The 24,957-nt window shown below is 72.6% G+C and carries 18 protein-coding genes and 1 pseudogene; 12 read left to right on the forward strand and 7 right to left on the reverse strand.

Annotated elements, in window-relative coordinates; genetic code table 11:
• Positions 1–60: 60 nt before the first annotated feature.
• The 3 genes from OG562_RS33020 to glgX all read right to left on the reverse strand — a co-directional run bounded on the left by OG562_RS33020 (position 61) and on the right by glgX (position 6,333).
• On the reverse strand, positions 61–1,329 hold the full coding sequence (locus OG562_RS33020) for a M14 family zinc carboxypeptidase (RefSeq protein WP_266404523.1): 1,269 nt from the start codon (positions 1,327–1,329) through the stop codon (positions 61–63).
• 347 nt (positions 1,330–1,676) lie between these two features.
• Positions 1,677–4,061 (reverse strand): malto-oligosyltrehalose synthase, encoded by a 2,385-nt coding sequence (treY, locus tag OG562_RS33025; RefSeq protein ID WP_266404524.1) that lies wholly within the window; start codon positions 4,059–4,061, stop codon positions 1,677–1,679.
• A 91-nt stretch (positions 4,062–4,152) separates the two neighbouring features.
• The gene (glgX, locus tag OG562_RS33030; protein ID WP_266404525.1) at positions 4,153–6,333 is read right to left on the reverse strand and encodes a glycogen debranching protein GlgX; all 2,181 of its coding nucleotides are present in this window, start codon (positions 6,331–6,333) and stop codon (positions 4,153–4,155) included.
• A 191-nt stretch (positions 6,334–6,524) separates the two neighbouring features.
• Here glgX and OG562_RS33035 point away from each other — a divergent pair, with 191 nt between their 5' ends.
• From OG562_RS33035 to OG562_RS33050, 4 genes are all read left to right on the forward strand, one after another.
• Positions 6,525–7,343, forward strand: coding sequence for a Tat pathway signal sequence domain protein (locus OG562_RS33035; protein WP_266404527.1), 819 nt, complete (start codon positions 6,525–6,527; stop codon positions 7,341–7,343).
• Between the two features lie 110 nt (positions 7,344–7,453).
• Positions 7,454–8,773, forward strand: coding sequence for a copper amine oxidase (locus tag OG562_RS33040; RefSeq protein ID WP_266404530.1), 1,320 nt, complete (start codon positions 7,454–7,456; stop codon positions 8,771–8,773).
• Between the two features lie 102 nt (positions 8,774–8,875).
• The gene (locus OG562_RS33045) at positions 8,876–10,114 is read left to right on the forward strand and encodes an SAV2148 family HEPN domain-containing protein (RefSeq protein WP_266409647.1); all 1,239 of its coding nucleotides are present in this window, start codon (positions 8,876–8,878) and stop codon (positions 10,112–10,114) included.
• A gap of 109 nt (positions 10,115–10,223) precedes the next feature.
• Positions 10,224–10,949, forward strand: a complete 726-nt coding sequence (locus OG562_RS33050) for a 3'-5' exonuclease (protein WP_266404531.1) — start codon at positions 10,224–10,226, stop codon at positions 10,947–10,949.
• Positions 10,950–11,084: 135 nt separating this feature from the next.
• Here OG562_RS33050 and OG562_RS33055 read toward each other — a convergent pair whose 3' ends face one another.
• Entirely contained in the window at positions 11,085–11,948 is an 864-nt protein-coding gene (locus OG562_RS33055) for a phosphotransferase enzyme family protein (protein ID WP_266404532.1), read from the reverse strand.
• Positions 11,949–12,165: 217 nt separating this feature from the next.
• On the opposite strand from OG562_RS33055, the gene OG562_RS33060 reads away from it, so the two are divergent.
• Genes OG562_RS33060 through OG562_RS33070 form a run of 3 tightly spaced genes read left to right on the forward strand, consistent with a single transcriptional unit; the run spans position 12,166 to position 15,178 of the window.
• Positions 12,166–13,062: a carbohydrate ABC transporter permease gene (locus OG562_RS33060; protein ID WP_266404533.1), complete on the forward strand. Its 897-nt coding sequence runs from the start codon at positions 12,166–12,168 to the stop codon at positions 13,060–13,062.
• Entirely contained in the window at positions 13,059–13,892 is an 834-nt protein-coding gene (locus OG562_RS33065) for a carbohydrate ABC transporter permease (RefSeq protein ID WP_266404535.1), read from the forward strand. The genes OG562_RS33060 and OG562_RS33065 overlap by 4 nt, the downstream gene beginning before the upstream one ends.
• Positions 13,892–15,178: an ABC transporter substrate-binding protein gene (locus OG562_RS33070; RefSeq protein ID WP_266404537.1), complete on the forward strand. Its 1,287-nt coding sequence runs from the start codon at positions 13,892–13,894 to the stop codon at positions 15,176–15,178. Before OG562_RS33065 ends, OG562_RS33070 begins: the two co-directional genes overlap by 1 nt.
• Positions 15,179–15,195: 17 nt before the next feature.
• Here the strand turns inward: OG562_RS33070 and OG562_RS33075 are convergent, their stop codons facing one another.
• Positions 15,196–16,098, reverse strand: coding sequence for a DUF3152 domain-containing protein (locus OG562_RS33075; protein WP_266404538.1), 903 nt, complete (start codon positions 16,096–16,098; stop codon positions 15,196–15,198).
• 140 nt (positions 16,099–16,238) lie between these two features.
• On the opposite strand from OG562_RS33075, the gene OG562_RS33080 reads away from it, so the two are divergent.
• The 4 genes and pseudogenes from OG562_RS33080 to mgt all read left to right on the forward strand — a co-directional run bounded on the left by OG562_RS33080 (position 16,239) and on the right by mgt (position 20,364).
• Positions 16,239–16,931, forward strand: coding sequence for a response regulator transcription factor (locus OG562_RS33080; RefSeq protein ID WP_266404539.1), 693 nt, complete (start codon positions 16,239–16,241; stop codon positions 16,929–16,931).
• 89 nt (positions 16,932–17,020) lie between these two features.
• Complete coding sequence (locus tag OG562_RS33085; RefSeq protein WP_266404540.1) at positions 17,021–18,505, forward strand: cell wall metabolism sensor histidine kinase WalK; 1,485 nt, start codon at positions 17,021–17,023, stop codon at positions 18,503–18,505.
• The gene (locus tag OG562_RS33090) at positions 18,499–19,071 is read left to right on the forward strand and encodes a hypothetical protein (protein ID WP_266404541.1); all 573 of its coding nucleotides are present in this window, start codon (positions 18,499–18,501) and stop codon (positions 19,069–19,071) included. Before OG562_RS33085 ends, OG562_RS33090 begins: the two co-directional genes overlap by 7 nt.
• Positions 19,072–19,088: 17 nt before the next feature.
• Positions 19,089–20,364: pseudogene (gene mgt, locus OG562_RS33095) on the forward strand (macrolide-inactivating glycosyltransferase).
• Positions 20,365–20,429: 65 nt separating this feature from the next.
• On the opposite strand, the gene OG562_RS33100 reads toward mgt, so the two are convergent.
• A complete protein-coding gene (locus tag OG562_RS33100) occupies positions 20,430–22,715 on the reverse strand; it encodes an MMPL family transporter (protein ID WP_266404542.1) in 2,286 nt (761 codons plus the stop codon).
• 236 nt (positions 22,716–22,951) lie between these two features.
• A complete protein-coding gene (locus OG562_RS33105) occupies positions 22,952–23,860 on the reverse strand; it encodes an aldo/keto reductase (protein WP_266404543.1) in 909 nt (302 codons plus the stop codon).
• Positions 23,861–23,930: 70 nt separating this feature from the next.
• Between OG562_RS33105 and OG562_RS33110 the strand changes: the two genes are divergently transcribed.
• Complete coding sequence (locus tag OG562_RS33110; protein ID WP_266404544.1) at positions 23,931–24,950, forward strand: ketopantoate reductase family protein; 1,020 nt, start codon at positions 23,931–23,933, stop codon at positions 24,948–24,950.
• The last annotated feature ends 7 nt before the right edge of the window (positions 24,951–24,957 follow it).

A 24,957-nucleotide genomic window follows, 5' to 3' on the forward strand; every position in this document is an offset into this window, starting at 1 on the left:
TCGCCCTACGCCGTCCCCGCGTGCCTCCCCCTACGCCGTCCGCGCCCCCGCCCCCGGCGCCTACGCTGCCCCGTCGCTCCAGGCCGCGCCCGCGCGCGCGTGCAGGGCCGCCGCGACGACCGTGCCTGACTGGTGCTCCACCTGGTGCTCCAGGGGCACCCAGCGGGCGTGGAAGCGCTCGGCGAAGGCGTCGCTCCAGGTCCCCACGAGCTGTTCGAGGCGCGGGGCCGCATGGTCGTCGCTCGCCTGCAGGACCCGCCACAGCATCGCGGCCGCCCGCAGCGGCAGCCGGCGGGCGAAGGCGTCCACGCTGCCGACGTACGCCATCGTCGTGTCGGCCGGCGGCGTGTGGGTCCAGTCCGCGGCCAGCCCCGGCACCAGCTCCAGCGCCCACCGGGCCGCCCGCAGCAGCGGCCCGTCGACGCCGTCCAGGCGCGGCAGCGCCTCGTCGAGCACCCGCTCCACCTCGTGCGCGTCCCGCAGCAGCCGCACCGCCAGGCGCCGGATCGCACGGGCCGGGGCCGGATGCGGGGCCGGGTCGTCCACCAGGTCGCTCGCCCACATCGGCACCTCCACGACCGCGGTCAGGCCGCCGTAGCGATGGGCGTGGTACCAGGTGCTGTGCCGTGCGTCGTCCGGCATGCTCGGGTAGGCCGCGTCCGCCCCGGGAGCCGGCATCACATGCACGCCGGGCCCGGACGCGGGCCAGCCCGCCGCGTCGGAGGCCCCGGTCTCCACCGGGATGTGCAACCGCGCCGCGGACTTGACGAACGGCTCGGCCAGCCCCGGGATGTCCTTCGTCAACTGCACCCAGCTGCCGCCGAGATCGGTGCCGTGCAGGGTCACCTGGAGGTAGGGCCGCAGCTCGTCGATGACCCGGGTCAGCGCGCGCGTCTCGGGCGGCAGCCGGTGGGGCGGCAGCACGGCGGGCGACCACTCCGGCTGCTCCGGGCCCGCCGGCCGGAAGAACCCCAGGTGGTAGTCGAGCAGGCTGCGCGGCGCCGGGGTCACATGCAGACTCGCCCCGTCGGGGTCCGCGCACAGCAGGAAGTGCCAGGAGGTATCGCTGCGCAACTCCCGCTCGTACAGCACCCGTTCGGCCAGGGCCAGCAGCGTCGAGCCGCCCGTCGGCTCGTTCGCGTGGGCCCCCGCGACGACGAGCACGGCACGCCGGGCCTGTCCCACGGACAGCAGATGCAGGGGCCGGCCCGCCCGGGAGACTCCCACCTGTCGCAGGGCGCACAAGCCGGGTCGAAGCGCGGCCAACGCCCGGGCTGAGCAGGTCAGTTCGGTCACCGTGGGGTAGCGCAGCTCCGGCAGGAGACTCACCCCCGTACGCGTCCGCCAGGCCTTCGCCTCCGCAGTACCCCACGGACGCGGGGAACTGTCAAGAACGCCCGAGGGCGGCTCCAGGGGGCGTCCGGAAGCACGCGCCGACGGCCGTCACAACGGGTGCGTGCCGCGCCCCCGCGCCGCCGGTGCTCGCGGTCGACGAGGCAGCACGTGATCCGCCAGTCGGGCAGTCCCGCGCCCTCGGCCCCTTCTCCCGCGCCCCCGCCGTTACCCGCGCCGAGCCGCGCGACGTACGCCCGCCGGTGCTTGATCCGAGGCAGCTCCTCTCCCTCTCCTCTCCCTCTCCCCACCTCTTCTCTTCTCCTCTTCGTTTCCGTGCCCGCTCAGCCCGCCCGCTCCAGCAGTGCCACCGGACGGTGTGCCAACAGCTCCGCCACGCGCGCGTGCCCCGTGAACTCCCGTTCCGGATCCAGCAGATCGCGCCACCGCCCCGGCGGCAACGCCAGCCGGGTCTCCCGCCAGCCGCCCGCCCGCTCCAGCCGGAGTGACAGCCGCGTCACGGCCGTGACCACCGCGCCGGAGCGCGCGAACGCCAGGCAGTGCTCCGCGGCCGGCCCCTCGGCCGTCAGCGGCTCGTACGTCGCCCGGTCCCCGAAGACGGCGGGCCGCCGCCGACGCAGCCGCAGCGCGGCCGACGTCACCGCGTCCTTGACGCCGGGACTCTCCGGCGGGAACCGCACGGGACGCCGGTTGTCGGGGTCCACCAAGGCGCGGTACTCGCTCTCGGTGCCCTGGTAGAGGTCCGGCACGCCCGGCATCGTCAGATGCACCAGCGCCGTGCCCAGCACATTGGCCTCGATGTACGGCTCCAGGGCGGCGCGCAGCGCGGCCACCCGCTCGCCCGGCGGCCCGCAGGGCCCCGCGGCGACGAACGCGGCCACCGCCTCCTCGTACGGCGGCTCCTGCTCCGTCCAGCTCGTGTACAGGCCCGCCTCGCGCGCGTGCTTCAGCAGGGCCTCCCGCACCCGCTCCACGGACGACGGCCCCAGCCCGAAGACGGTCTGCCAGGCCGCCCACGCGAGCTGCCCGTCCGTCGCCGCGTCGTCCCTGTCGTCCTTCCGCGCGCGGGTGACCTGCGCCAGCACGTCCGCCCAGCGCTGCGGGCACTCGGTGAGCACGGCCAGCGCGGCGCGCACGTCGGCGCTGCGCTTGGTGTCGTGCGTCGACACGACCGTCCCGGTGGCCGGCCAGTCGCGCTGCACGCGCGCGCAGTACGCGTGGAAGCCCGCCGGGGACACGCCCGGGCCGCCCGGATCGCCGCCCACCTCGTTCGCCGACAGCAGCGGCACGTACCGGTAGAACGCCGTGTCCTCCATCGACTTGGCGCGCAGCGCGGACCCGGTCTGCGCGAACCGGGCCCGGAACTCCTCCCGCGCGCGTCCCGCCCCGCCCAGCACCAGAGCGCGCACCGCGTCCACCGCGCCGGCCTCCTCGGGCACGACGAACGCCCGCCGCGCCTCTTCGGCCGCCTTCTCGGTGACGACGAGGGCCGCGTCGCCCGAGGCGTACGGCCGGTAGACCTCCAGGCGCACCAGCAGCTCCTCCAGCGCCGTGCGCAGCGCCCAGGGGGCCCGGTCGCGCAGTGCGGGGTCCGGCGCGGCGGCGCACGCCCGGGACGCGGTCCGGGTCAGCCGGTCCAGTTCGGCCGCCAGCTCGTGCGCGAGCACCCCGTACGCCGCCCGCCGCGCGGTCGCCGCCCAGTCGCCGCCACGGTCCGTCTGCGGGGCCGCGAAGCTCCTGTAATGGTCCAGGAGCTCCCGGGCCCCCTCGGAGTCCGTGAACAGGCCGTCCACGCGGCGCAGGGCGTCGTAGCCGGTGGTGCCGGCGACGGGCCAGGAGTCCGGCAGGCGCTCCCCGTCCGCCAGGATCTTCTCCACGACCGTCCAGCGGCCGCCGCTGGCCTGGTGCAGCCGGTCCAGGTAGCCGTCGGGGTCGGCGAGGCCGTCGGGGTGGTCGACGCGCAGCCCGTCGACCACGCCCTCGTGCAGCAGCTGGAGGATCTTGGCGTGGGTGGCCTCGAACACCTCCGGGTCCTCCACCCGCACCCCGATCAGCTCCGAGATGCTGAAGAAGCGTCGGTAGTTCAGCTCGGTGCGGGCCAGCCGCCACCACACCGGCCGGTACCACTGGGCGTCCAGCAGCTGCGGCAGCGGCAGCTCCTCGGTGCCTTCGCGCAGCGGCAGGACGTGGTCGTAGTAGCGCAGGACGTCCCCGTCGACCCGCAGCCGGTCCAGCTCGGTCCCGACGGGGTGGGCGAGCACCGGGACCAGCAGCTGACCGCCCTGCGCCTCCCAGTCGACGTCGAACCAGCGCGCGTACGGCGACTTCGGGCCCTCCCGCAGCACCTCCCACAGGGCGTGGTTGTGGCGCGGGGCCATCGCCATGTGGTTCGGCACGATGTCCACGACCAGCCCGAGCCCGTGCTCGCGCGCGACGCGCGCCAGCGCCCGCAGCCCCTCCTCCCCGCCCAGTTCCTCCCGCACGCGCGCGTGGTCCACCACGTCGTAGCCGTGCGGGGAGCCCGGCACGGCCTCCAGGACCGGCGACAGATGCAGATGCGAGACGCCGAGCGAGGCCAGGTACGGCACGGCCGCCGCCGCGGCCGCGAACGGGAACGCGGGCTGCAGCTGCAGCCGGTAGGTGGCCGTGGGCAGGACAGGCAGGACGGGCCGGACAGACAGGTCGGCGGCGGGGCGCGCAGAGGTCATGGAGACCTACGTACCCGCCCCGCCGCCTTTCGTGTCATCGCCCCCGCCAGGTGGACGCTGCGACCTCGCCGGGGGGACGCCGGGCGGGTCGTCAGGCGGGCCGTTGCAGCACTGTCATGCTGCGGTCCACCAGGGTCAGCCGGTCCCCGGCCCGCACCTTGGGGCCCGTGCCCGGCGCCACCGTCCGCGGGCTCGCCGTGTCGACGACCACCTGCCACTGCCGTCCGTGGTCGAGCGGCACCACGAACTCCAGGGACCGGGCCGAGGCGTTGAACATCAACAGGAAGGAGTCGTCGGTGATCCGCTGCCCGCGCGAGCCGGGCTCGGAGATCGCGTTGCCGTTGAGGAACACCGACAGCGCGGACGCCTGCGCCCGGTCCCAGTCCCGCTGGGTCATCTCCGTGCCCTCGGGCGTGAACCAGGCGATGTCCGACAGGTCGTCGTGGGTGCCCTCCACGGGCCGCCCGTGGAAGAAGCGCCGCCGCCGGAAGACGGGGTGCTCCTTGCGCAGCCACACCAACGCGCGCGTGAAGGCCAACAGCCCGCCGTCCGCCCCTTCGCCGTCCGCCCCCTCGCCGCCGGCCTCGTCGCCGTCGACCTCCTCGCCGCCCCCCGAACCCCGGACGTCCGGCCACGCGACCCAGGCCAGCTCGCTGTCCTGGCAGTAGGCGTTGTTGTTGCCCTTCTGGGTGCGCCCGAACTCGTCGCCGTGGCTGATCATGGGCACGCCCTGGGACAGCATCAGGGTGGCGATGAAGTTGCGCATCTGGCGGGCCCGCAGCCGCAGCACCCCGGGGTCCTCGGTCTCGCCCTCCGCCCCGCAGTTCCACGACCGGTTGTGGCTCTCGCCGTCCCGGTCGTCCTCCCCGTTGGCCTGGTTGTGCTTGCGGTCGTAGGAGACGAGGTCATGCAGGGTGAACCCGTCGTGGCAGGTCACGAAGTTGATGGAGGCCAGCGGGCGCCGGCCGTCGTCCTGGTAAAGGTCGGAGGAGCCCGTCAGCCGGGAGGCGAACTCGCCGACCGCGCGCGGCTCGCCCCGCCACACGTCCCGCACGGTGTCGCGGTACTTGCCGTTCCACTCGGTCCACAGCGGCGGGAAGTTGCCCACCTGGTAGCCGCCCTCGCCCACGTCCCACGGCTCGGCGATCAGCTTCACCTGGGAGACGATCGGATCCTGCTGGACCAGGTCGAAGAACGACGACAGCCGGTCCACCTCGTGGAACTGGCGGGCCAGGGTCGCCGCGAGGTCGAAGCGGAACCCGTCGACGTGCATCTCGGTGACCCAGTAGCGCAACGAGTCCATGATCATCTGTAGGACGTGCGGGGACCGCATGAGCAGCGAGTTCCCGGTCCCCGTGGTGTCCGTGTAGTAGCGGGCGTCGTCCGCCAGCCGGTAGTACTTCTCGTTGTCGATGCCCCGGAAGGACAGCGTCGGCCCCAGGTGGTTGCCCTCGGCGGTGTGGTTGTAGACCACGTCGAGGATGACCTCGATGCCGGCCGCGTGCAGCGCCCGCACCGCCGACTTGAACTCCAGCACCTGCTGGCCGCGGTCGCCCCAGGAGGCGTACGCGTTGTGCGGGGCGAAGAAGCCGATCGTGTTGTAGCCCCAGTAGTTGTTCAGGCCCATGTCGACCAGCCGGTGGTCGTTGACGAACTGGTGCACCGGCATCAGCTCCAGGGCCGTCACCCCCAGGCCCGTCAGATGCTCGATCACCGCCGGGTGCGCGAGGGCCGCGTAGGTGCCGCGCAGCTCCTCGGGCAGCGCCGGATGGCGCATGGTCAGGCCCTTCACATGGGCCTCGTAGATCACCGTGTGGTGGTACTCGGTGCGCGGCAGCCGGTCGTCGCCCCAGTCGAAGTAGGGGTTGACCACGACCGACGTCATGGTGTGGGGCGCGGAGTCGAGGTCGTTGCGCCGCTCGGGCGCGCCGAAGTGGTAGCCGTACACCTCCTCGCCCCACCGGATCGCGCCGCTGACCGCCTTCGCATACGGGTCCAGGAGCAGCTTCGCGGAGTTGCAGCGCTGCCCGCGCGCGGGGTCGTAGGGGCCGTGCACCCGGAAGCCGTAGCGCTGCCCCGGCATGATGCCCGGCACGTACGCGTGCCGGACGAACGCGTCGCTCTCGCGCAGTTCCACCGCCGTCTCCGAGCCGTCGTCGTGCAGCAGACACAGCTCTACTCGGTCCGCGGCCTCGGTGAAGACCGCGAAGTTCGTGCCGGCGCCGTCGTACGTGGCGCCGAGGGGATACGCCTCTCCAGGCCAGACCTGCATGGACACGACTCTTTCAGGTGTGCCGTCGCGCCGGGGGCGCCTTCACGACGAGTCTCCCCGAAAGTGAGGGAACCACCTTCGACTTACGTCCCTCTTACCCGACGACCGGTGCAGACGTCGCGTTAGGGACGGATGCCGAACCAGTGGGGCAGACACGTACTCCCGGGGCGAACGGGGAGTAGGGGGAAGATGTGCGCATGCTAGTGCGCCGCCACCTGGGCAAGGTGGTGGCAGGCGCGGCCATGGCGGTCGCGGGGACGGCCGTGATGATCGGAATCACCCTTCCGGGCACGGCAGGGGCGGACGAGACAGGAGGGAGCACGGGCGGGAAGACCGGCCAGAGCGGACAGCAGGCGGCCGGGCAGCAGGGGGGCACGGTCCAGCCCGGCGTCGTCGAGCAGGCGCCGGCCGAGGGCGAGAAGGGCACGGGCCGCGACCCGCTGACGGACGACGAGACGAAGCGGGTCGAGCGCCTCGCGCTGAGCCAGTCGCTCTTCAACAGCAGCGAGAACGTGGACGGCGACCGCGGCCCGCAGCGACTCGGCGTGGATCTCGCCGAGCCCGACGCGGACGAACTCGACGACCCGAACGCGCCCCGGCGCGCCGACGTGACGTTCTACGACTACAAGGACGACACGCTCGTCACCAAGACGGTCAATCTCGACACGGGCAAGGTCGAACAGACCGGCACCCAGCACGGCGTCCAGCCTCCGCTGAGCACCGACGAGCAGACCGAGGCGGCCCGGCTGCTGATCGCCGACCCGCTCGGCGCGGGTCTGAAGGCGGACTTCAAGGACGCCACCGGCACGGAGCTCACCTCCCCGGACCAGCTGCTGCTCGCCAGCATGGTGTACCGGGCGACGCCGGGCGCCCAGTCCGCGGCCCTCGACCAGTGCGGTGAGCACCGCTGTGTGCGGCTGCTGCCGAAGGTGAAGAACGGCCCGTGGATCGACACCCGGTCCCTGGTGATCGACCTCAGCACCCGCAAGGTCGCGAAGCTCACCGGCTGAGCCGACCGCCCTTCGGGGCGCCGTGGTCGCGGTGACCGCGTCGGCCACCGTCCACTTTTCCAACCCGCACCTCCTGTCCAGAATTCATGCTGTCTAGGAGTCATGTCTTCATGCCCGTGATCAGAAACCGCCGTGCCCGCAAGGGAGCGGCCGTCGGCCTGTCCCTGGCCGCACTGGCCGTCGGCGCGACGGCCGGGGCCGGACCCGCCGCCGCCCAGCCGAAGGCGGCCCCCGCTGCGGCCGCCGACTGCAGCGCGGCCTACCGCATCGAACAGAAGCTCTCCACCGGCACCACCTGGCGCATGTGCTGGCGCTACGAGGCCAAGTCCGGGCTCATCCTGGAGAAGGTCACCTACCAGCCGCCCGGCGAGCCCAAGCCGATCAGGGTCCTCACCAGCGCCAAGATCGCCCAGATCCACGTGCCCTACGACGACGGCACGAACGAGTACAACGACGTCACCGACTACAACTTCGGCTCCGGCCTGGTGAACCTGGCCCCCGCAGAATGCCCCGGCGGCACCATCAAGACGGTCAAGGTCCCCGAGGCCTTCGACCCCGAGCACCCCAACGTCAAGGGCCTGTGCACCACCACCCGCTCGCGCGGCCACGCCTACCGCATGCAGGCCGACACGGGCAACAAGGTCTACCAGGCCCAGGGCAAGGACCTGTTGATCTACACGGTCAACAAGGTCGGCTGGTACGAGTACATGACCGAGTGGCGCTTCTCCGACGACGGCACCGTCAACATGAACGTCGGCGCCACCGGCAGCCTCTCGCCCTTCGACTACGACGCCGGCGACGGCCGCGGCTGGCCGATAGGCAAGGGCGCGCAGGCCAAGGCCACCAGCCACAGCCACAACGTCTTCTGGCGGCTGGACTTCGGTCTCGACGGCTCCTCCGCCAACAAGATCGAGCAGTACGACTCGGTGGTCAGCCCGCCCGCGAGCGGCCAGCAGGGCCCGACCAACAAGACCACCCGCACCCCCGTCACCAAGGAACTCGCCGGGGACGCCAAGAACATGCGCTGGTGGCGTGTGGTCAGCAACATCGGCAAGAACAAGGACGGCCACCCGCGCTCGTACGAGCTCGTCCCCGGCGTCACCACCAAGTACTCCGGACGCAGCTTCACCAAGCACGACGTCTACTTCACCGAGTACAACAAGTGCGAGATGTACGCCAGCAACAACCCCCTCAACTGCGGTACGGGGCACCCCAAGTCCGTGGACAAGTGGGTCGACGGGCAGACCCTCACACACCCCGTGGCCTGGGTGAACGTGGGCTTCCACCACATCGCGCGCGACGAGGACCAACAGCCCATGCCGGTCCACTGGCAGGGCTTCTCGATCGTCCCCCGGGACGTCACCGCTATGAATCCGCTCACTCCGCCCGCACTCGCGGGTCAGAACGGGCGGCCGAGCACCGGCAGTTGAGAAACGACCTGTCCATCCGGCTGCACCGTCGACCGCTCCCGGAGTACCCTTCCTTGATCGTTGGGACGGGGAGTGCTCGGGGGAGCGGAAGGCGGTGCGCGGGTGGGCTCGGGAGGGCTGGAGCTGCCCCCTGGTGACGAGGGTCACGAGGGGAGCTCCACAGAGGTCCCGCCCGGCACGGTGTCCCTGGCCCGGCCGATGGAGACGAACGCCATCGGACCGGAGCTGGACTGGGACGCCGACGCCTGGCGCGAGGTGCGCACCCGCGCCCAGCGGGCCGGCCGGGCCTACATCTGGCTGAACCTCGTCGAACAGCGGTTGCGCGCCGTCGTGTCGGCCGTGCTGCGGCCCATCTACGAACCCGTCCACGGCGACGAGTGGGCGGTCGCCGCGGCCGGACCCGCCGGACAGGAGTGGGTGCAGCGGGCGGTCGCCGTACGCGAAGTCAGCCGCCGCAAGGGCTACTTGCTCGACCCGGCCGACGACAACGTGGTCTCCTTCCTCACGCTGCCGCAGCTGCGCGAGCTGATGGTGCAGCACTGGCCGTGCTTCGAGCCGTACTTCGACGACCGCAGGGACGTCGAACTCGCCCTGGACGAGCTGGAGGTCACCCGTAACGTCGTCTCCCGCAACCGGGCCCTGTCCGAGGCGGTCCTCAACCAGGCGGAGCGCGCCTCCTCGCGGCTGCTGGAGATGCTCGGCACGGGCGGCGACGTGCCGTCCGCGCGCCGGCTGCCCGTCGACGCGGTCGAGGACCTCGTGGGCGACCGGTACGCGGACGTGGTCGCCGTCCACTCCGACCGGGTGCGGCTGATGCGGCAGTTCCCCGCCGAGGACATCTTCGACGGCGCCCGCCGCCTCGACGCCATCGGCATCGGCCTCAACCTGCTGGTGCAGAACTTCTCCGGACGGCGGCTGATCCGCCTCGCCGAGGCCGGCGCCCGCATCCGGCTGCTCTTCATCAACCCGGCCTCCAGCGCGGTCAAGCGCCGCGAACGCGAACTCGGGATGAAGCGGGGCGAGCTGAGCCGCGCAGTGGAGATGAACATCCTGCACATGCGCCGGGTCCGCTCCCGGCTGCGCGATCCGGACGCCTTCCAGATCCAGGTCTACGACGAGACGCCCCGCTTCACCGCCTACCTCGTCGACGGCGACGGCACCGACGGCGTCGCGGTCGTCCAGTCCTATCTGCGGCGGATGCGCGGCATGGAGGCGCCGGTGCTGGTGCTGCGCAACGGCAGCCGGGTGGTCAAGTCGGGCGAAGCGGATGAAGGCGGACTCTTCGGGGCGTACCGCGAGGAGTTCGAGCAGGCCTGGGTGGATTCGCGACCGGTGTCCTGAGCTGTCCGGTCCCTTCCCGGGGTAAGCGGAACACGGTCCTCTGATTGTCAGTGGCGCATGCGATGGTGGAGGCCACTGGGGGAAAGCACCACCGAGAAGGGGGGCCACCATGGCCTGGCACCGGGAACTGCTGATCGGCTTCGACCTGGAGACGACCGGGACGGACCCGCGCGAGGCGCGCATCGTCACGGGAGCCGTGATCGAGGTCAAGGGCGGACAGGTCCTGGGCCGCCGCGAGTGGCTGGCGGATCCGGGCGTGGAGATCCCGGCGGATGCGGTGGCCGTGCACGGGATCAGCAACGAGCGGGCGAGCGCCGAGGGCAGCCCGGCCGACGGGGTCGCGGACGCGATCGCCGACGTCCTCACGTCGTACTGGCGCACCGGGGTCCCGGTCGTCGCCTACAACGCCGCCTTCGACCTGAGCCTGCTCTCCGCCGAGCTGCGGCGGCACGGACTGCCCTCGCTGCGCGAGCGCCTGGGCGGCCTGGAGCCGGCCCCGGTCATCGATCCGTACACCATCGACCGCTGGGCCGACCGCTACCGCCGCGGCAAGCGCAACCTCGAAGCGGTCTGCTCCGAGTACGGCGTCCCGCTCGACGCCGCCCACGACGCCTCCGCCGACGCCCTGGCCGCGGCCCGGCTGGCCTGCGCGATAGGCGACCGCCACCCGAAGATCGCGGCCCTCGGCCCGGCGGAGCTGCACCGCCGTCAGATCGAGTGGTACGCCGAGTGGGCGGCGGACTTCCAGAGCTTCCTGCGCCGCAAGGGCGACGCGAACGCGGTGGTGGACGGGGTGTGGCCGCTGCGGGAGCCGGTGGACAGCCGGTCCGCCTGAGCCGGGCGGCCTGAGCCGGGCCGCCTGAGCCGGTCCGCCTGAGCCGGGCCGCGAGTCAGGCCGTGAGCCGCACGGCGTGAGCCGCGGCGGGAGTCCGGCCGTGACCTACGGCGCGAGCGACGGCGTGCGCCACGCTCAGAACGGGTACCAGCGCACCGCCTCGTCCCCGTCCCGCAGGGACGCCACCCGCCGCTCGAACTCGGCCAGCGCCTTCGGGTTGCTCGGCGCGTGCTGGGCCACCCAGGCACAGCTGGCCGTCTCCCGGGCCCCGCGCAGCACCCCGCACCCCGCCCACTCCCGCACATCCCAGCCGTACGCCTCGGTGAAGGAGGCGTAGGCGTCGGCGGGCAGGCCGTAGCGGTCGTGGGAGAGGGCCATGACCACCAGGTCGTGCTCGCGCAGATCGGCGGAGACGGTCTCCAGGTCCACCAGGACCGGTCCTTCGGGGCCGATGTGCACATTGCGGGGCAGCGCGTCCCCGTGGATCGGGCCGGGCGGCAGCTGCGGGGCGAGCCCGGCGGCGGCCGCCGCGAAGCCGTCCCGGCGCTCGCGCAGATACGCCGCGTCCGCCGGGTCGATCGCGTCGCCCGCGAGCCGCAGCCAGCGCTCCACCCCGGACAGCAGATCGCGCGGGGGAAGGCCGAAGGAGGGGGTGGGCAGGGCGTGCACGAGCCGTAGCAGTTCGGCCAGATCCCGCGGCTGCGCGGGCCGCAGCGGATCGGGCAGCCGGTGCCACACCGTCACCGGACTTCCCTCGACGAGCAGCGGCCTCGGCTCGGCCGCCCGCACCGCGGGGACGCCCGCCTCGGCCAACCAGGCCGAGACGTCCAGCTCGCGCCGCGCCCGGTCGAGGAGCTCGGCGTCCCGGCCCACCTTCACCACCAGGTCACCGGCGGCGAACACCGCGTTCTCGCCCAGGGCGAGGAGCTGCGCCTCCGCCGCCGGACCCGGCAGCACCCCTGCCGCGGCCAGTACGTCCCGGGCCCGTGCCTCGTCCATCGTCCGCCTCCGTGTCGTCGTCCGCGCGCCTGTCCAGGACGGCGTCGGGATCCGGCCATCCGCGGGCCAGTCTCGCATTCGTACAGGTCGGACGGTGTGCGCGGTGTCTTGACGGAGTACAGCGCCTTCACGACCATGGCGGGGCCCGTCGCAGCCGAGGGGAGGGGGCCCGGTGTCCGTGTCGTCGGCGACCCAGAGGAGACGGACGACGCGCCGCGTGTCCGGTGCGGGGCCACCGCGGGGCGTCGCCGCACCCGGCGCGTGGTTCCTCGTCCTGCCCGCCCTGATCCCCATCCTGGTGCTGAGCGTCGGCCCGCTGCTGTACGGGATCCTGCTGGCGTTCACCGACGCCCAGTCCGGCCGGACCGCGGCCACCCGGTGGATCGGCGGTCTCAACTTCTCCGACCTGCTGCACGACACGCTGTTCTGGGAGTCGTTCCGCATCGGGCTGGTGTGGGCGGTCGGAGTGACGCTCCCGCAGTTCCTGCTCGGTCTCGGCCTCGCCCTGCTCCTGAACCAGGACCTGCGGCTGCGCTGGCTGGCCCGCGCCCTCGCCCTCGTCCCCTGGGCCATGCCCGAGGTCGTGGTCGGCCTGATGTGGCGGCTGGTCTACAACCCGGACGCGGGCATCCTCAACGAGACCCTGCGCGACCTGGGCCTGGGCGAGGGCCGCGACTGGCTCAGCGGCCTGGCGACCGCCCTGCCCGCGGTGATCGTCGTCGGCGTGTGGGCGGGCCTGCCGCAGACCACGGTCACCCTGCTCGCCGGGCTGCAGAACACCCCGCGGGAACTGCACGAGGCCGCCGCGGTCGACGGCGCGGGCGCCTGGCGCCGCTTCCGGACGGTCACCTGGCCCGCCCTCAAGCCCATCGCCCTCGCGGTCACGGCCCTCAACTTCATCTGGAACTTCAACAGTTTCGCCCTGGTCTACGTGCTGACCAACGGCGGTCCCGGCGGCCGCACCCGGCTGCCCATGCTCTTCGCCTACGAAGAGGCCTTCCGCTACGGGCAGTTCGGATACGCGGCGGCGATGGGCTGTGTGATGGTCGCGGTGATCTCGGTGTTCCTGGCCCTGTTCCTGGCAGGCCGGATCAGAGGAGGCGACGACGCGTGAGGACGAGTCCCGCGGCCCGCGTCGGCCAGTACGCGGCCCTGCTGGCGTATCTGGTCTTCCTCGCCTTCCCCCTCCTGTGGCTGCTGTCCACCGCGTTCAAGCCGCCGCGCGAACTGGCGAGCCTGCACCCCACGTGGATCCCGATCCACCCCACCCTCGCCAACTTCCGCCAGGCCTTCGACGAACAGCCCCTGCTGCACGCCGCGTTCAACTCCCTGCTCGCCGCGCTCGGCGCCGCCGTGATCGCCGTGGCGCTCGCCACGCCGATGGCGTACGTCATGGCCCGCCACCGCACCCGCCTCGCCCGGGCCGCCACCGGATGGGTCGTGGTCAGCCAGGCCTTCCCCTTCGTGCTGGTGATCATCCCGCTGTTCCTGGTCCTGAAGAACCTCCGACTGATCGACTCCCTGCCGGGCCTGGTCATGGTGTACGTCGTGTGGGCGCTGCCGTTCGCGCTGTGGATGCTCGTCGGCTACGTCCGGGCCGTCCCCGTCGAGCTGGAGGAGGCGGCGGCGATCGACGGGGCCGGGCGGCTGCGGACGCTGGTGTCGGTGACGGCGCCGCTGCTCGCGCCGGGGATCGTGGCGACGGCGCTGTTCGCGTTCATCACCGCGTGGAACGAGTTCTTCTTCGCGCTGGTGCTCCTGAAGACGCCTGAGAAACAGACGCTGCCGGTGATCCTGACCCACTTCATCGGAGCGGAGGGCGTGGCCGACCTCGGACCGCTGGCCGCGGCCGCCTTCCTCGCCACCCTCCCCTCGCTGGTGGTCTTCGCGGTCATCCAGCGGCGGATCACGGGCGGAATGCTCGCCGGGGCGGTGAAGAGCTGATGCGGACCAGACCGATCCTCCTGGCGTCACTGGCGTTTCTGCTGCTCCTGGCGGGCTGCTCGTCGGGCGGCGGTGCGCAGGGCGACGGCCGGATCACCCTCCGCTTCCAGTCCCTGGCCTGGCAGGAGGAGTCGGTCCGGGCCAACAAGGAACTGGTCGCGGAGTGGAACGCCGCCCACCCGGACGTCAAGGTCGAGTACCTCCAGGGGAGTTGGGACAGCGTCCACGACCAGCTCCTGACCTCCTTCGAGGGCGGCGAGGCCCCGGACGTCATCCACGACGCCTCCGACGACCTCGCGGACTTCGCCTACGGCGGCTACCTCGCCGATCTGACCGACCTGCTGCCCGCCCGTCTGAAGTCCGACATCCCGCAGCGCAGTTGGGAGACGACGACCTTCGGCGACGGCGTCTACGGCGTGCCCTTCCTCCAGGAGCCGCGGGTCCTCGTCGCCGACGCGACCTGGCTCAGAAGCTCCGGCGTCCGCATCCCGACCCCCGAACACCCGTGGACCTGGACGGAGTTCAGGAAGATCGCCAAGCAGCTCAGCGGCGACGGGAAGTACGGGGTGGCCTGGCCGCTGAAGGAGCCCGTGTCCGCCACGCTCAACCTCTCCCTGTCGGCGGGCGGCCGGCTCTTCCACCGGGGCGCCGACGGCAAGGTCACCGTCCGCTTCGAGGCCGGCGACGAGGTCGTGCCGCGCACGGTCCACGACCAGGTCGACACCGACCACAGCGCCTCGCCCACCACCCTGGGCAGCGGCGGCTCGGACACGCTGCCCGGCCTCTTCGGCGGCAAGTACGCCATGGTCCCGCTCGGGTTCTCCTACCGTCAGCAGATCGCCCAGCAGGCCCCGAAGGGCTTCGACTGGCAGGTGCTGCCCGCCCCGGCCGGCGCCGACGGCCTCGCCCAGGGCGTCAGCCCGCAGACCCTGTCCATCGCCGAGGACAGCCCGCACAAGAAGGAGGCCGCCCGGTTCGTCGACTTCCTGCTCCGGCCGAAGAACATGGTGCGCCTCGCCCTGGGCGACTGGATGCTGCCGACCGGGACCAAGGCGCTCGCGGACCCGGCCCTGCACACGACGAAGGACGGCTGGGCGACCGGCACCGCCCTCGCCGCGTATCTGCGCCCCGCGCCCGCGCAGTCGGTCCGCGGCTACCCGGAGTGGAAGGACAAGGTGGCGACCCCGGCCTTCCAGGAGTACTACAGCGGGGCGATCGACCTCGGTGAGCTGCGGAAACGGCTGGAAACGGACGGAAACCTGGTGCTGGCCCGCTACCAGCGCTGAGGGCGGGCCCGACGCGTTCAAGGGACGGAGGGACCGGTGAGGTACTGGCCCTTTCCGTCGTACGGCCAGACATTGGGGACGCAGCCGAACATGCCCTTGATCTGCTGCATCATCGCGGGGGCCGGTTTGCCCGGGCCGGGGCAGCCGACGTGGCCGTGGCCGAGGAAGTGGCCGACCTCGTGGTTGACGATCAGCGCGCGGTAGGCCGTGACGTCCTTGGCGTAGACGGGGGTGGCCAGCAGCCAGCGTCGGAGGTTGACCATGACGTTCTTGCCCACGCTGCAGTTGACCTCGCCGCCGGTGTCCAGCCCGTACTCCCCGCAGATCTCGTCCACGGTGCCGGGCGTCGCCACCCGTACGGAGAAGTCGACCGTACCGCTCGACACCCGCTGGAACGCCGAGTGGCCGTCCGCCGTCCAGCCCCGCGGATCGGCCAGGATGATCTCCACCTGCCGGGCGACGGTCGCGGCGGACAGCTTCAGGCCGTCCTCGACGTCGACCCGGTAGCGCAGGGCGGTCCCCTTGCCCACTGCGGCGCTGCCGCCGGACGCGGTGGTGAACGTGCCCGGTCCGGTGGCCGGGATGTCGGGCTCGGAGGGAGCGTCGGGGGAGGACCTCGAGGACGGGCTCGAGGACGGGCTCGCGGAGGGACTCGCCGAGGGGCTCGACGGGGGCTCGGCGGTGCGCGTCCCGCCGGTGGCGGCGGAGCTGGATCCCGTGCGCCCGGTGGGCTCGGCCCCGGCGGCGCCGCCTGCGCCCGGTGACGTCCAGCCCACGGCCGCGAAACCGGCGGCGCCCAGGACGGTCAGCGCGGCGAGCCCGCCCCACAGCGGCCCCCTCCGGCCGTGCCGGACGGAGGCGTGCGAAGCACCCCTCCGACGGCGACGGGTGCGGGAAGGAGTTGCTTTGTGCGCGGTCATGGTCGTTCAGGTTGTGATCGCGATGTGATCGGATCTGGCTCGAACGATAACGGAAGGATAACGACCCGGCCGGTGTGGGTTCATATGATCATCTGGTAACAGTGCCCCGGTCGGGCGGAGGGCCTACGGATACTGAGCGCATGCCACGCGTTCTGCTGATCGAAGACGACCGTGCCGTGCGGGAAGGCGTCGCTCTCGCCCTGCGCCGCCAGGGCCACGAGGTCGCCGCCGTCGAGACCGGCGAGGACGGGCTGGAGCGGCTGCGGTCCTTCCGGCCGGACGTCGTGGTGCTGGACCTGATGCTGCCCGGCCTGCCCGGCCTGGACGTGTGCCGGGGGATGCGCGCCCTCGACCCGACCCTGCCGATCATCATGGCCACCGCGCGGGGCGACGACGAGGACATCGTCGTAGGACTGGAGGCCGGAGCCGACGACTACGTCGTCAAACCCGTGCAGGCCAGGGTGCTTCAGGCGCGGATCCGCGCGGTGCTGCGCCGGGCGGCCGGCGCGCCCGCCGAGGGCGGCATACCGAAGATCGACACCTACGGGGACCTGGCCATCGACCGGGCCGGCCTCTCGGTCGCCCGGCAGGGCGCGCCGGTCGCGCTCGCACCCTCCGAACTGCGGCTGCTGCTGACCCTGTCCGCCTCGCCCGGCCAGGTCTTCAGCCGGCAGCAACTTCTGGAAGCGGTCTGGGAACACAGTTACCACGGGGACGCGCGCCTGGTGGACGCCTGCGTCAAACGGCTGCGCTCCAAGATGGGCGAGCCGCCGCGCGAGCCCCGCTACATCCAGACCGTGCGCGGCTTCGGCTACCGGTTCGCGGCGCGGTGAGGAACGCGGCGAAGGGCTCGACGCGGCAGGCGCCGGCGAAGGGCTCGAGGACGACTGCGGCGAAGGGCTCGCTGCGTGGTCGGGTCCGGGTGCCCCAACTGCGCGGTCTGCGCGTGCGGTTGGTGGTGGCGTTCGCGCTGGTCGCCGCGGTCACCGCCGCCTCCACCGGCGCCCTGACCTTCCGCGAGGCGCGCACCGGCGTGCTCCAGCAGAGCCAGGACACGGTGATCAGGCTGCTGCGCACCCAGGTCGACCGGCTCGCCCCCACCCTGTTCTTCCCGCCGGTCGAGCCCGAACTGGAGCGGTTCGCGGTCGCCGTGGCCGACACCGAACCGGCCGGGGCCTGGCGCGTCCTCGTCGCCTACGGCGATCTGAGCGCCACCTCCGTCCCCGACGACCCGTTCGGAGAGCTGACGCCCGCGCTGCGCAAGGCCGTCGACGCCAGCTCGGCAACCGTCTTCCAGCGGGTGGACAGCGGCGACCACACCTCGCTCGTCGTCGGCATGTCGGTCCTCTTCGCCGTCTCCGACGCCGCGGCCGACGCCGAGGGCGCGACCCGCACCGGCGTCCAGGTGTTCCTGACGGTGCCGCAGACCACGGAACGGGCCTACGTCGATGCCCTGGTCGTCGCCGCCGAGCGGGCCACGGTGCCCGCGCTCGCCCTGGCCGTGCTGCTCGCGCTGCTCGCCGCGCGCGGGGTGCTGCGGCCGGTGCGGGCGCTGCGCAGCGCCACCCGCAGCATCGCCGAGGGACGCCTGGACACCCGGCTCGCGGTCGACGGATCGGACGAACTCGCCGATCTGTCCCACACGTTCAACGAGACGGCCGCCGCGCTGGAGGAGTCGGTGGCCGAACTGCGCGGCCTGGAGGCCCGGGCCCGCCGGTTCGCCGCGGACGTCTCGCACGAGCTGCGCACCCCGCTGGCCGCCATGTCGGCGGTCACCGACGTCCTCGACGAGGACGCCGCCGGCCTGGACCCGGACACCGCCACCGCGGTCCGGCTGATCAGCGAGGAGACCGTGAAACTGGCCCGGCTGGTGGACGACCTGATGGAGATCTCCCGGTTCGACGCGGGCGCGGCGGTGCTGCACCTGGACGAGATCGACCTCGCCGAGTCCCTGCGCCGCACGCTCGCCGCCCGCGGCTGGACCGACCTGGTCGACACCGACCTGCCGCCGCCCGACGCCCTGCGCGCCCGCGTCGACCCGCGCCGCCTCGACGTCGTCGTCGCCAACCTGACCGGCAACGCCCTCCGGCACGGCGCCCGCCCGGTCCTTCTGCGCCTGTACGAGGGCGCCGGGCCCGGCGTCGAACGGAGGGCGGTCATCGAGGTGTCGGACAGCGGCCCCGGCATCCCCGACCACGTGTTGCCGCATGTCTTCGAGCGTTTCTACAAGTCGGACGTCGCCCGCACCCGCACCGAGGGCAGCGGCCTGGGCCTCGCGATCGCCGCGGAGAACGTCCGGGTGCACGGCGGCGCCGTCCGCGCCGCGAACCGGCCCGAGGGCGGCGCGGTCTTCACCGTCGAGATCCCGCTGCGCGGCGACGAGCCGCCCCAGGAGGGCCCATGCTGAAAGCCGTACGCCGGTCCGCGCCGCCGCTTCTTCTCGTCGCCGCCCTGGGCGCGCTCACCTCCTGCGGCATCCCCACGACCGGCGTGGTCGAGGCGGGCGGTCCGGCCGGCGGGGTCGTGCCGAGGACGCGGGTGTACTTCGTGTGGGACGGCGCCCTGATCGACGTCTCCCGCGAGACGGCGACGCCGGGCGACGTCGAGACCGCCGTACGGCTGCTGCTTCAGGGGCCGACCCGTAAGGAGATGACCGGGGGCCTCGCCACCCTGCTGCCCACGCCCCTGTCGACCGCGGTCCCCGCCGCCCCGGACCCGAACGGCCCCACCCAGGCGGCGCAGGAGGCCGGTACGCCGGACTCCGTGAAGGTGACGGCGAGGGAGGACCGCGTCACCATCGAACTGTCCGCCCCGGTGGGGAAGTTGAGCGATCTCGCGGCGGCCCAGGTCATCTGCACGGCCGTCGCGGCACAGCGCGTCGCCGACCCCGGGTCCCCGCCCGCGCCGGTGACCGTCACGGTCCCGGCCGGCCGACGAGTGGAGGGAACCGGCGCGGACTGCCCCGACGGCTAGGACCTGTAGTCCGGGCCATGCCGCGGACGCGGGGCTGCCGGATATTCACGTTGCACGAGACGTATCGTCTCGCCTAGCGTGACTGTCATGACCAGTCGCCCCGCGCATGTCGCCATGTTCTCCATCGCCGCCCACGGCCATGTGAACCCCAGCCTGGAAGTGATCCGCGAACTCGTCGCGCGCGGACACCGGGTCACGTACGCCGTCCCGCCCGTCCTCGCCGAGAAGGCGGCCTCCACCGGCGCCGAGGTGAGGCCGTGGCGCTCGACGCTGCCCTCGCCCGACGACGACCCCTCGGCCTGGGGGACCACCCTCCTCGACCACGTGGAACCCTTCCTGGCCGACGCGATCCAGGCGCTGCCCCAGCTGACCGAGGCCTACGCCGGGGACGTGCCCGACCTCGTCCTGCACGACATCACGTCCTACCCGGCCCGGGTCCTCGCCCACCGCTGGGGCGTCCCCGCGATCTCCCTCTCACCGAACCTCGTCGCCTGGGAGGGCTACGAGGAGGAGGTCGCCGAGCCGATGTGGGCGCAGCCCAGGAAGACCGAACGCGGACAGGCCTACTACGCCCGTTTCCACGCCTGGCTGGAGGAGAACGGGATCACCGAGCACCCCGACTCCTTCGTCGGCCGCCCCGCCCGCTCCCTCGTGCTGATCCCGCGGGCGTTGCAGCCCCAGGCCGACCGGGTCGACGCGCGCGTGCACACGTTCGTCGGCGCCTGCCTGGGCGACCGCGCGGCCGAGGGCGACTGGACGCGGCCGGCGGACGCGGAGAGGGTCGTGCTCGTCTCGCTGGGATCGGCCTTCACCGACCGGCCCGACTTCTACCGGGAGTGCGTGCGGGCCTTCGGCGAGCTGCCCGGCTGGCGCCTGGTGCTCCAGATCGGCAGGCATGTCGACCCCGGTGCGCTGGGCGTCGTACCGGACACCGTCGAAGTGCGCTCCTGGGTACCCCAGTTGGCGGTCCTGAAGCAGGCCGACCTGTTCGTCACCCACGCCGGCGCGGGCGGCAGCCAGGAGGGGCTGGCGACGGCGACGCCGATGATCGCCGTACCGCAGGCCGCGGACCAGTTCGGCAACGCGGACGTACTGCAGGCGCTCGGCGTGGCCCGGCGGCTGGACACGCAGGAGACGAGCGCCGAGGCACTGCGGGAGGCCGCCCTCGCACTGGTCGACGACCCGGAGGTCGCCCGTCGGCTCAAGGACGTCCAGGCGGAGATGGCCGAGGAGGGCGGCACTCATCGGGCCGCCGACCTCATCGAGGCCGAACTCCGCGCGCGGCGCGCATGAGTGAGGGCCCGTTGGCTCCCCCGGGATGCCAACGGGCCCTCAGATCAAGGGAGTCGAAGGGGACGTCAGACCGTCAGTCGCTCGCCCTCGTCGTCCCGCGCCGCCGGTGCGACCGCGGCCGGAGACTCGTCGTGGGTGAAGTCGGGCAGTCGGTGCAGCCACTTCGGCAGGTACCAGTTGCGCTCGCCCAGCAGCGCCATCACCGCGGGGAGCAGCACGCCCCGGATGATCGTCGCGTCGATCAGCACCGCGGCCGCGAGGCCCACGCCCATCTGCTTCATCGACTGCATGGACAGCGTTCCGAAGATCGCGAACACGGCGACCATGATGACGGCGGCGCTGGTGACCACGCCGGCCGTGGTGACCACGCCGTGCTGGATGGCCTCGTTCGTCGTCCGGCCCCGCAGCCGCGCCTCACGGATCCGGGAGACCACGAACACGTGGTAGTCCATCGACAGGCCGAACAGGATCACGAAGAGGAACAGCGGCAGCCAGGTGATGATCGCGCCCACGCCCTCCGCGCCCACCAGCGACGCGCCCCAGCCGTGCTGGAAGACGGCCACGAGGATGCCGTAAGCGGCTCCCACCGACAGCAGGTTGAGCACGATCGAGGTGATCGCGACCGTCAGCGAGCGGAACGACAGCAGCATCAGCAGGAAGGCGAAGACCACGACGAACGCGAAGACCGGGACGACGGAGCCGATCAGCTGGTCGTTGAAGTCCTGGTTGCCCGCGACCTGTCCGGTGATCGGCGCCTGCACGCCGTCGACCTTGCCGAGCGTCGCCGGGCGGACCTCGTCGCGCAGCTTGTCCAGGCTCGCTCCCGCCTTGTCCTGGTCGGAGCCGCCGACCAGCGGGACATAGACGAACGCGACGTTCTGCGCGTCGTGCAGCTTGATCTCGACCGGGCCGCGGGAGGCGCCCGAGCTGACCGCCTGCTCCTTGAACCGCGCGAGCGCCGTCTGCACGTCGGCGGCGTTGATGTCGTCCGCCTTGACGACGACCTCGGCCGGCTCCGAGCCGCCCGGGAAGGCGTCGTTGACCCGGTTGTAGGTCTGCACGATGGGCAGCGAGTCGCCGAACTCCTGGTCCAGGGTGAGGTTCTGGGTCTTCATGCCGAGCGCCGGAGCGGCGATGGCGAGCAGCGCGCCGGCCGCGACGACCAGCGAGATCGCGGGCTTGGCGAGCACGACCTTCAGGACCGCGCTCCAGAACCGGCTGCCCTCCTCGGCGTTCCGTCCGTTGCCGCCGTTGCCGCCGTTTCCGTTCTTACGGCGCTTGTCGGGGTGCAGGAACGGGATGCGCCCCTTCTCCACCCGCTCGCCGAGCAGTGACAGCAGCGCGGGCAGCACGGTCACCGAGCCGACCATGGCGACCGCCACCACCATCAGGGAGGCCAGGCCCATCGCCTCGAACGTCGCGAGCCCGGTGAACAGCATGCCCCCCATCGCCACGCACACCGTGACGCCGGAGACGATCACGGCCCGGCCGCTGGTCGCCGCGGCGATCTGCAGCGCGGTCGCCGCGTCCCGGCCCGCCGCCCGCTCCTCGCGCTCACGGCGCAGATAGAACAGGCAGTAGTCGACGCCCACGGCCAGACCGACCAGCAGCATCACGGAGCTGGCGGTGTCGTCCATCGGCTGGAGATGGCTGACGATGCCCATCAGACCCATCGTCGCCATGATCGCGGTGATCGCGAGCGCCACCGGCAGCAGCGCGGCGACCAGCGCGCCGAAGGCGATCAGCAGAATGCCCAGGGCCACCGGCACGGCGGAGTACTCGGCCTTCTGGAAGTCGTCGCCGAACGCGTCGTCGAACGTCTTCATCATGCTGGCGCCGCCGATCTCCTCGATCCGCAGCGAGGAGTGGTCCTTCTGGACGCCCGCGACGGCCTTGAGCACGGGCTCGACCCGCTCGCCCGCGGTGTCGGAGTCGCCCCGCATGTCGAACTGCACGAGCGCGCTGCGCCCGTCCTTCGATATCGTGTCGGCGTCGTACGGCGAGGTCACGTCGGTGACCTTGCCCGTTCCGCCCACGGCCTCGACGACCGCGGCGACGGCGTCCTTGAACTCCGCGTCGGTGGCCTTGAGCGAGCCGTCCTTCGCCTGGACCAGGACGGTCTCGCCGGCCGGCTCCTCGATGCCGGCGTCCTCGATGATCCGGGCGGCCGTGTGGGTCTCGCCCCCCAGCTGGTCGCTCTCCTTGACCTTGGCCGTGCCCACGGCCGAGCCGATGCCCATGGCCAGGACGACGAACAGCACCCAGACGCCGACGGCAGCCCATCGATGGCGTGCGCTCCAGCCGCCGGCCCGGGCGGCCAGACCCCGCACCCGTGTTTCTCGGTTCACCATGACGGGCTTGCCCTTCGTGAGCGGCGACGGCCCCCTGCCATCACCTTCCGATTCGAAGGTATGGGCCGGATAAAGCCATCTCGTCGTGCTGCCCGGTGAGGTGTCCGGCCCCCGAGTCCTCCGCTCGGACCGCGCGGCCTCACCGCTGGGTAGGACATCGGCCCCTTACATCTATGCGGCGGTCTCGGGGACGACGATCAGGGACGATCTCCACCGGGAGCGTTCCGCAGGGTGCCTCACCTGGCGTCCTGCCCGCTTTCCTGCCCGGCTTCGGCCGCGCCTTCCTGCCCGGCTTCCGGCACGGTTTCCTGCCCGGCCTCCAGCAGGGCCAGCTCCGCCTCCGACAGCCGTACGGCGCCGGCGTCCAGGTTCTCCTCCAGGTGCGCCAGGGTCCCGGTGCCGGGCGTGGGGCAGAGCACGGGGGAGCGGTGCAGCAGCCAGGCCAGCGCGACCTGCCCCGGGGTGGCGCCGTGCGCGGCGGCGACCGCCGTGCACACCGGGTCGGCGGTGAGCGAGCCGTTGCCCAACGGAAACCAGGGCAGAAACGCGATACCGCGCGCCTCGCACAGCTCCAGCAACGGCAGGGAGTCGCGGTCGAGGAGGTTGAAGCGGTTCTGCACGGACGCGATCGACGTCGACTCCACTGCCGCCGCCAGCTGTTCGGCCGTGACCGTGTCGAGGCCGATGAGCCGGATCTTGCCCTCGGTCCGCAACTCGTCCAGCGCGCCCAGCTGTTCGGCCATCGGCACCGCCGGATCGAGCCGGTGCAGTTGATACAGGTCGATCGCGTCCAGCCGCAGCCGGCGCAGACTGGCCTCGCACATCGCCCGCAGGCTCTCCGGCCGCCCGTCGACATGCCAGGCGCTGTCGCCGGTGCGGACCACTCCGCCCTTCGTGGCGATCACCAGCCCTGGCGGAAACGGATACAGGGCCTGCGCCACCAACTCCTCGGCGACCGACGGACCGTAGTTGTCGGCGGTGTCGATCAGCGTGACCCCTCGCTCCACCGCCCGCCGCAGCACCGCGACCGCGTCCCGGGCCGCGCCCCGCGGACCCCAGTAGCCGGGGCCGGTGAGCTGCGCGGTGCCGTAGCCGAGCCGACGGACGGGCAGCTCGCCGCCGAGCACAAACGATTCCTCGATCATGGAGCGGAGGGTACCCACGGTAGTGCGCCCTCACGGCCGTGCCTGCACACGACTGTGCGAGGCTCGTTCCATGCGCTACATCATCATCGGGGCAGGGGCCGTCGGCGGCACCGTCGGCGGGCGGCTGGCGGGGTCCGGAGCGGAGGTCGTGCTGGTCGCGCGCGGTGCGCACCGGACGGCGTTGACGGAAGGCGGGCTGCGGCTCAGGGTGCCGCAGGGCGAGCAGACGTACCGGCTGCCCGTCGTCGACGGGCCCACGGCGCTCGGCACGCTGCGCGCCGACGACGTCCTCGTCCTCGCCGTCAAGACGCAGGACAGCGAGACGGCGCTCCAGGCCTGGGCCGCAGCCCCGGTCGAGGGCGGCGGCACGGCCGCCGAGCGGCTCCCGCTGGTCTGCGCCCAGAACGGCGTGGAGAGCCAGCGCCTGGCCCTGCGCCGCTTCCGGCACGTGTACGGCGTCTGCGTGTGGCTGCCCTCGACCCTGGTCGAACCCGGCGTGGTCTCCGCCGACGGCGCCCCGCTCACCGGCATCCTCCACCTCGGCCGCCATCCGCACGGCGTCGACGACACCGCCCGCCGGATCGCCGCCGACCTGGAGAAGGCGCACTTCGAGGCGCCGGTCGTGGCGGACGTGTCCCGCTGGCAGTACGCGAAACTGCTGTCCAACCTCGGAAACGCGCTGGAGGCGGTGAGCGGCCTGGGCGGCGATCCCGAGGCCGAGGCGATCTACGCGAGGGTGCGGGCGGAGGGCGAGACCGTGCTGCGCGCCGCCGGGATCCCGTACGCGAGCACCGAGGAGCAGCGGGCGGTCCGCGGCGACAAGGTCACCCTCGTACCGCTCGACGACGCCCCGCGCGGCGGCTCCTCCTGGCAGTCCCTCAGCCGGGGCGCCGGCAGCATCGAGGCCGACTACCTCAACGGCGAGATCGCCCTCCTCGGCCGCCTCCACGGAGTGCCGACCCCGCTGAACGAGTTGCTGCAACGGCTTGCGAACACGTTCGCGCGCGAGCACCGGGCCCCCGGCTCGCTGCCGGTCGAGGAGCTGGCCCGCCTGGCCGACGACGCTGTCGCGTTTCTTCAAGAGGGCTGAGCCCGCG

The sequence above is a fragment of the Streptomyces sp. NBC_01275 genome (assembly GCF_026340655.1).
Classification (GTDB): domain Bacteria; phylum Actinomycetota; class Actinomycetes; order Streptomycetales; family Streptomycetaceae; genus Streptomyces.